This is a genomic window from Hominilimicola sp., assembly GCF_046972485.1.
GTDB classification, from domain to species: Bacteria; Bacillota; Clostridia; order UBA1381; family UBA1381; genus Hominilimicola; species Hominilimicola fabiformis.
Genome location: NZ_JBKVWU010000131.1, coordinates 1 through 5,555, shown reverse-complemented (window position 1 = coordinate 5,555; position 5,555 = coordinate 1). Strand labels below are relative to the sequence as shown.

Annotated in this window: 4 protein-coding genes; all 4 read left to right on the top strand. The window is 36.5% G+C overall.

Going from position 1 to position 5,555, the window contains the following annotated elements; translation table 11 throughout:
* Window positions 1-58: 58 nt before the first annotated feature.
* The 4 genes from sigG (at window position 59) to ACLTU0_RS10305 (ending at window position 5,419) form a co-directional block, all read left to right on the top strand.
* Entirely contained in the window at window positions 59-829 is a 771-nt protein-coding gene (sigG, locus tag ACLTU0_RS10320; RefSeq protein WP_022229221.1) for an RNA polymerase sporulation sigma factor SigG, read from the top strand.
* Between the two features lie 169 nt (window positions 830-998).
* Entirely contained in the window at window positions 999-2,084 is a 1,086-nt protein-coding gene (locus ACLTU0_RS10315) for a PucR family transcriptional regulator (protein ID WP_022229222.1), read from the top strand.
* A 64-nt stretch (window positions 2,085-2,148) separates the two neighbouring features.
* A complete protein-coding gene (locus ACLTU0_RS10310; RefSeq protein ID WP_412322357.1) occupies window positions 2,149-3,363 on the top strand; it encodes a S41 family peptidase in 1,215 nt (404 codons plus the stop codon).
* A 76-nt stretch (window positions 3,364-3,439) separates the two neighbouring features.
* Complete coding sequence (locus ACLTU0_RS10305) at window positions 3,440-5,419, top strand: sulfatase-like hydrolase/transferase (protein ID WP_412322355.1); 1,980 nt, start codon at window positions 3,440-3,442, stop codon at window positions 5,417-5,419.
* The last annotated feature ends 136 nt before the right edge of the window (window positions 5,420-5,555 follow it).

The window sequence follows — 5,555 nt, the reverse complement described above, 5'->3', positions numbered from 1 at the left end:
TCGTCATATCTTGTACATAACCGCAATAAAGCGGTTTTCAATCAAGGAGGAAAAAGATATGACGAACAAAGTGGAAATCTGCGGGGTGAATACGTCAAAACTCCCTGTTCTTTCAAGAGAGGAAAAAAATAAGTTATTTATAAAAATCAAGAACGGCGATTTACAGGCGCGTGAAACTTTTGTAAAGGGCAATTTAAGACTTGTACTGAGCGTTATACAAAGATTTAATAATAGAGGTGAAAACGTAGACGATTTGTTTCAAGTCGGATGTATAGGACTGATAAAGGCGATAGATAATTTCGATTTAAGTCAGAATGTGCAATTCTCGACGTATGCCGTGCCGATGATTATCGGTGAAATAAGAAGATATTTGCGTGACAATAATTCTATCCGCGTGAGCCGTTCTCTTAAAGACATAGCATATAAAGCAATGCACGTCAAGGAACGGCTTATAAGTAAAAATTCAAAAGAGCCGACCATATCGGAAATAGCAAAAGAGCTTGACTTGCCGAAAGAGGACGTTGTGTTTGCACTTGACGCAATAGCTGATCCGGTATCGCTGTTTGAGCCGATATATCACGACGGAGGCGAGGCTATTTATGTGATGGATCAGGTAAAAGACACTAAAAATGTTGACGAAAACTGGCTTGAAAATATTGCGTTGAGCGAAGCAATGAAACATCTTGACGAAAGGGAAAAGCATATTTTGAATTTAAGATTTTTTCAAAGCCGTACACAAATGGAGGTTGCGGAAGAAATCGGTATATCGCAGGCACAAGTTTCCAGACTTGAAAAGAGTGCTTTAAAACAGCTTAGAAAATATGTATAATGCAGAATACAAAAATCGGGGCAAAAAGCCTCGATTTTTGTGATTAAATCTGAAAATTAATAAAAAAATTGCCGTCTGCTATTGCATTTTTGACATATTTCGTGTATAATGATAGAAAAATATAATAGCATAATTTGTATTTATAAATAAACAAATTGGAGGAATGAAAATGATAAGCAAGGCATTTCAAAATATTGTAACGCAAATGGCTGATGTTTTTCCAAAGAAATTCGGTATTGTGGATTCGCATGGCTTGGTTTTGGCAAATAACGGCGGTGAACCGACAGGCGATATTATAGAAAATCTTGTATATGCGGCTACAAATAATGATAAATTACTTTTTAAGGACGGATATACAGTTCGTTCAATGTCAAACAAACCGTATGCCGAATATGTGGTATATGTTGAAGGCACTGATGAAGTATCAAAGTATTGTTGTAATTCCATTGTTGTTGCAGCAAATAATGTACGTCATTATTATGATGAAAAATATGACAAGAACAATTTTATGCAAAATATCATTTTCGATAATCTTCTTTCTTTTGATTTACACCAAAAAGCAAGAGAACTTCATGTTGATATAGATATTCCGAGAGCAGTTTTCTATATAAAGGTGCTTGACGAGGGTGAAGTAGGTATTTACGATGTGCTTAGAAATATGTTCCCGGATAAAGAGAGAGATTTTGTTATCAATATAGATACAAAAAATCTTGTGCTTATAAAGGAACTTAAGGAAGTTGAAAATTCTCAAAAACTTGAAGAAACGGCACAAGCTATTGTTGATACGGTAAATGCGGAAACAATGCTTACAGTATGCGTTGGTTTAAGTACGGTTGCTTATAATATCGACCAGATTAATAATGCATACAAAGAGGCACAGATTGCACTTGAAGTAGGTAAAGTGTTTGATGAAGAAAAGTATATTCTGAATTATGATAATTTGGGTATCGGCAGACTTATTTATCAGTTGCCTATAAAACTTTGTGAATTGTTCTTGCAAGAGGTGTTTAAGAAGGGGGATATATCAACTCTTGATGACGAAACAATTTTGACAATAAATAAGTTCTTTGAAAATGACCTTAATGTCAGCGAAACATCAAGACAGCTTTTCGTACACAGAAATACTCTTGTATACAGACTTGAAAAGATTTATAAACTGACAGGTCTTGATTTGAGAAAGTTTGACCAGGCTATCGTATTTAAAGTGGCAATGATGGTGCATAAGTATCTTGAATCAAATTCAATGAAAATCTGATAATGATTTTTGGGGGTGTGTAAACCACACCCCTATATTTTTGTTTTTTAAGGAGCAATGAAATATGTCTGATAAGAAAAAAATAGTTTTGACGGCATTGATAACAGCTGTTGTTACTGCTTTTATCAGTGTCAATTTAACATCGTTTGTAAAGGACAGAATTGCGATATATCTTCCGAGCAAGGACGAGAATAAGGCCTTTTCAAATAAAATGACGGCAGTTGAAAATATGCTTAGCAGTAACTATTTGTATGATTTTGACAAAACAAAACTTCGAGATGATGCGATTAAAGCATATGTTGACGGACTTGACGAGCCGTATACGCATTACTACACTCAAAGCGAGTTTTCTTCATATATAGACAATATCCAAGACGGCTATGTCGGGATAGGAGTAATAGTCGGAGTGAATGACGATAATCAAATAGAAGTTGTCGCACCGTTTGAGGACAGTCCGGCATATAACGCGGGAATACAGCCAAGCGATATTATAAAGGCGATAGACGGTGTGGAATACAGCGGCGATAAGCTTTCAGAAGCAGTTGACAATATAAAAAACGGAGAGACAGGAACGACTGTTGATATAAAAATTCTTCGTGGTGAAGAAGAACTTGATATAACGGTTACAAGAGATGATATTGCAACCGATTCCGTAGACGGTGAAATGCTTAACGACAATATCGGTTATATCCGTGTGACAGGTTTCAATACAACATCGGATAACGGTGAAAAGAGTACATTCAGCGAATTTAAAGATAAGATTACTGAACTTCAGTCAAGCGGTATGAGCAAAATGATTGTTGATTTGCGTGATAATCCGGGCGGTGTGCTTGACGAGGCTTGCAATATGGCAGATATGATTTTACCGGAGGGTATTATAACATACACCGAAACAAAATCCGGCAAGAGAACGGATTATAATTCGAATGCGGAAAGTCTTGATATTCCGATAGTGATACTTATAAACGAAAACAGCGCAAGTGCGTCTGAAGTGTTTACGGGTGCGTTAAAGGACTACGGCAAGGCAACAGTTGTAGGTAAAAAGAGTTACGGTAAGGGAATAGTGCAAAGCGTACTTCCGTTCTATGACGGCTCGGGAATGTCGCTTACCGTTGCAAAATATTATACACCTAACGGCACTTGCATACACGGAATAGGCATTGAGCCTGATGTTGAGGTTGATATGCCTGACGAATATAAAGATATGTATGCGTCAATGGTTGAGCATGATAAAGATACTCAACTTCAAAAAGCGATTGAGATTATAAAGGAAAAATAGTTATATTTTCACGCTTGAATAAATATATAGCATATGTTACAATAGAAAAAAAATAATTTGTGATGGAGAATTAATAATGATTTCATTTGGTAAATGGCCGCGTGTTTTATTTGCGAGCGTGCTGGCAATGGCTTTATGGACGTTTATAAGCGTAAATACAAACATTTTCAGCGTAGACGGAAAGTTTGACGGATTTATGTATTTCACGTCATATATATTGGTGATAGGAGTATGGGCACTTGTCGCTGTTAAAATAAATGTATCGGATAAGTTTTATAAAGCAATTTCGATATTCATATTTGCTCTGACACCGTTTTTCTGTATGCAGATGGCAATGATATTGTCGGGGGCAGCAGAGTATTCGTTTGGAATATACTTTATAAATATTATGTTCTATGTCGCGATTATGGCGATAATTCTTGCGATTACAAGAAGTATGAAATGGACGGCAATAGTAACAAATCTTGTTGCGTACTTATTCAACTTGTCAAGCTTCGTTGTAAATATTTTAAGAGGCACACCGCTAATTCCAAGCGATTTCCTTGCAATCGGTACGGCGGCACAGGTAGCGGAAAATTACACATTTCAGCTGAGATACCCGATTGTTGTTGCAACGGTTATAGTGGTGTTGGTTATAACGTTAATCGCTAAATTTTCGTTTAAACCGCAGTTTAAGCACAAAAATCTTATATTTTCTTTAAGCGGCGGTGCAGTTGCACTGGCATTTATAATAACAATGTCATGTATAGATTTTACTAATTCATCAATGGATGTGTACGACCAGTATCACGCCAATAATACGCATGGCTCGTTATACAGTTTCTATATTAACGTAAGAAAAATGATGCTTAGCAAGCCTAAAGGATATAAGGAAGAGGACGTACAGGCACTTTTGAGTAATGCCGACAGTGAGGAACAAACGACTGTTGACAAAGAAGAAATGCCGAATATCATTGCGATAATGAATGAGAGCTTTTCGGATTTGAACGTTGTCGGTGACCTTCAGACGAGTGAAGATTATATGCCGTTTATACACAGTATGACTAAGAATACGATAAAAGGTCAACTGTTGGTGTCACCGTTCGGCGGATATACTTGTAATACCGAATTTGAATTTTTGACGGGACTTTCAATGGGCGTGTTGCCGAGAGGTTCGGTCCCATATCTTCAGTATGTGTCAAAACAATATTCGTTCTCACTTCCGTCACATCTTGATGAACTCGGATATAAGAGCGTAGCCGTTCATCCGTATTTGGGAAGATGTTGGAACAGACAAAAGATTTATGAGCTTATGGGCTTTGATGAATTCATAAGTTTTGATAATATCAAAAAATATATGGACGAAGATGATATTGAGTATGTTCGTTATTATGTGAGCGACAGAACTTCATTTAAACTTGTAACAGACCAGCTTGAAAATAAAAAGCCGGGCGAAAAGATGTTCTTATTCAATGTTACAATGCAAAATCACGGCGGATACACATATGACGGCGGAGAATTTCCGACTGTAACAATTTCAAATTTGCAAGGTCATTACAAAGAGGCAGAACAGTATTTGTCGCTTATAAAAGAAAGTGACAAAGCGTTTGAAGAATTAGTCAGATATTTAAAAAATTATGACGAGCCGACAATCGTTGTAATGTTCGGTGACCATCAGCCTGCAGTTGAACAGGAATTTTATGAAGAACTTTACGGAAAAAGCTTGTCAAAATTATCAACTGAGGAATTGCAACAAAGATATAAAATTCCGTTCGTTATATGGGCGAATTACGATATAGAAAGTCAGGATGATTTAAAGACAAGTCCTAACTATTTGTCAGACTTGTTGCTTGATACGGCGAATGTTCCGAAGAATGAAATTGAAAACTTTACATCAGAGGTAAGAAATGATGTACCGCAAATAAATGCAATGGGACATTACGACAGTGATGGCAACTGGGTAAGCAGAGATGAAGATACTTCAAATGCTCTTGATAAGTATGAAGCGGTAGAGTATTATATGCTTACAAGAAAAGAGAACAAAGACGCAAAAGAGAATAAAGACGATAAGAAATAAAATTAAGCAAGGCAAAGCCTTGCTTAATTTTTTAGTCTATACCCATTTTTGCAAAAAAGTCAGCGGTGGAAATACCGCTTGGACGGTTATATCTTTTTAGCATAAACAATGAATCGGTATCGGTTATATGATTAAT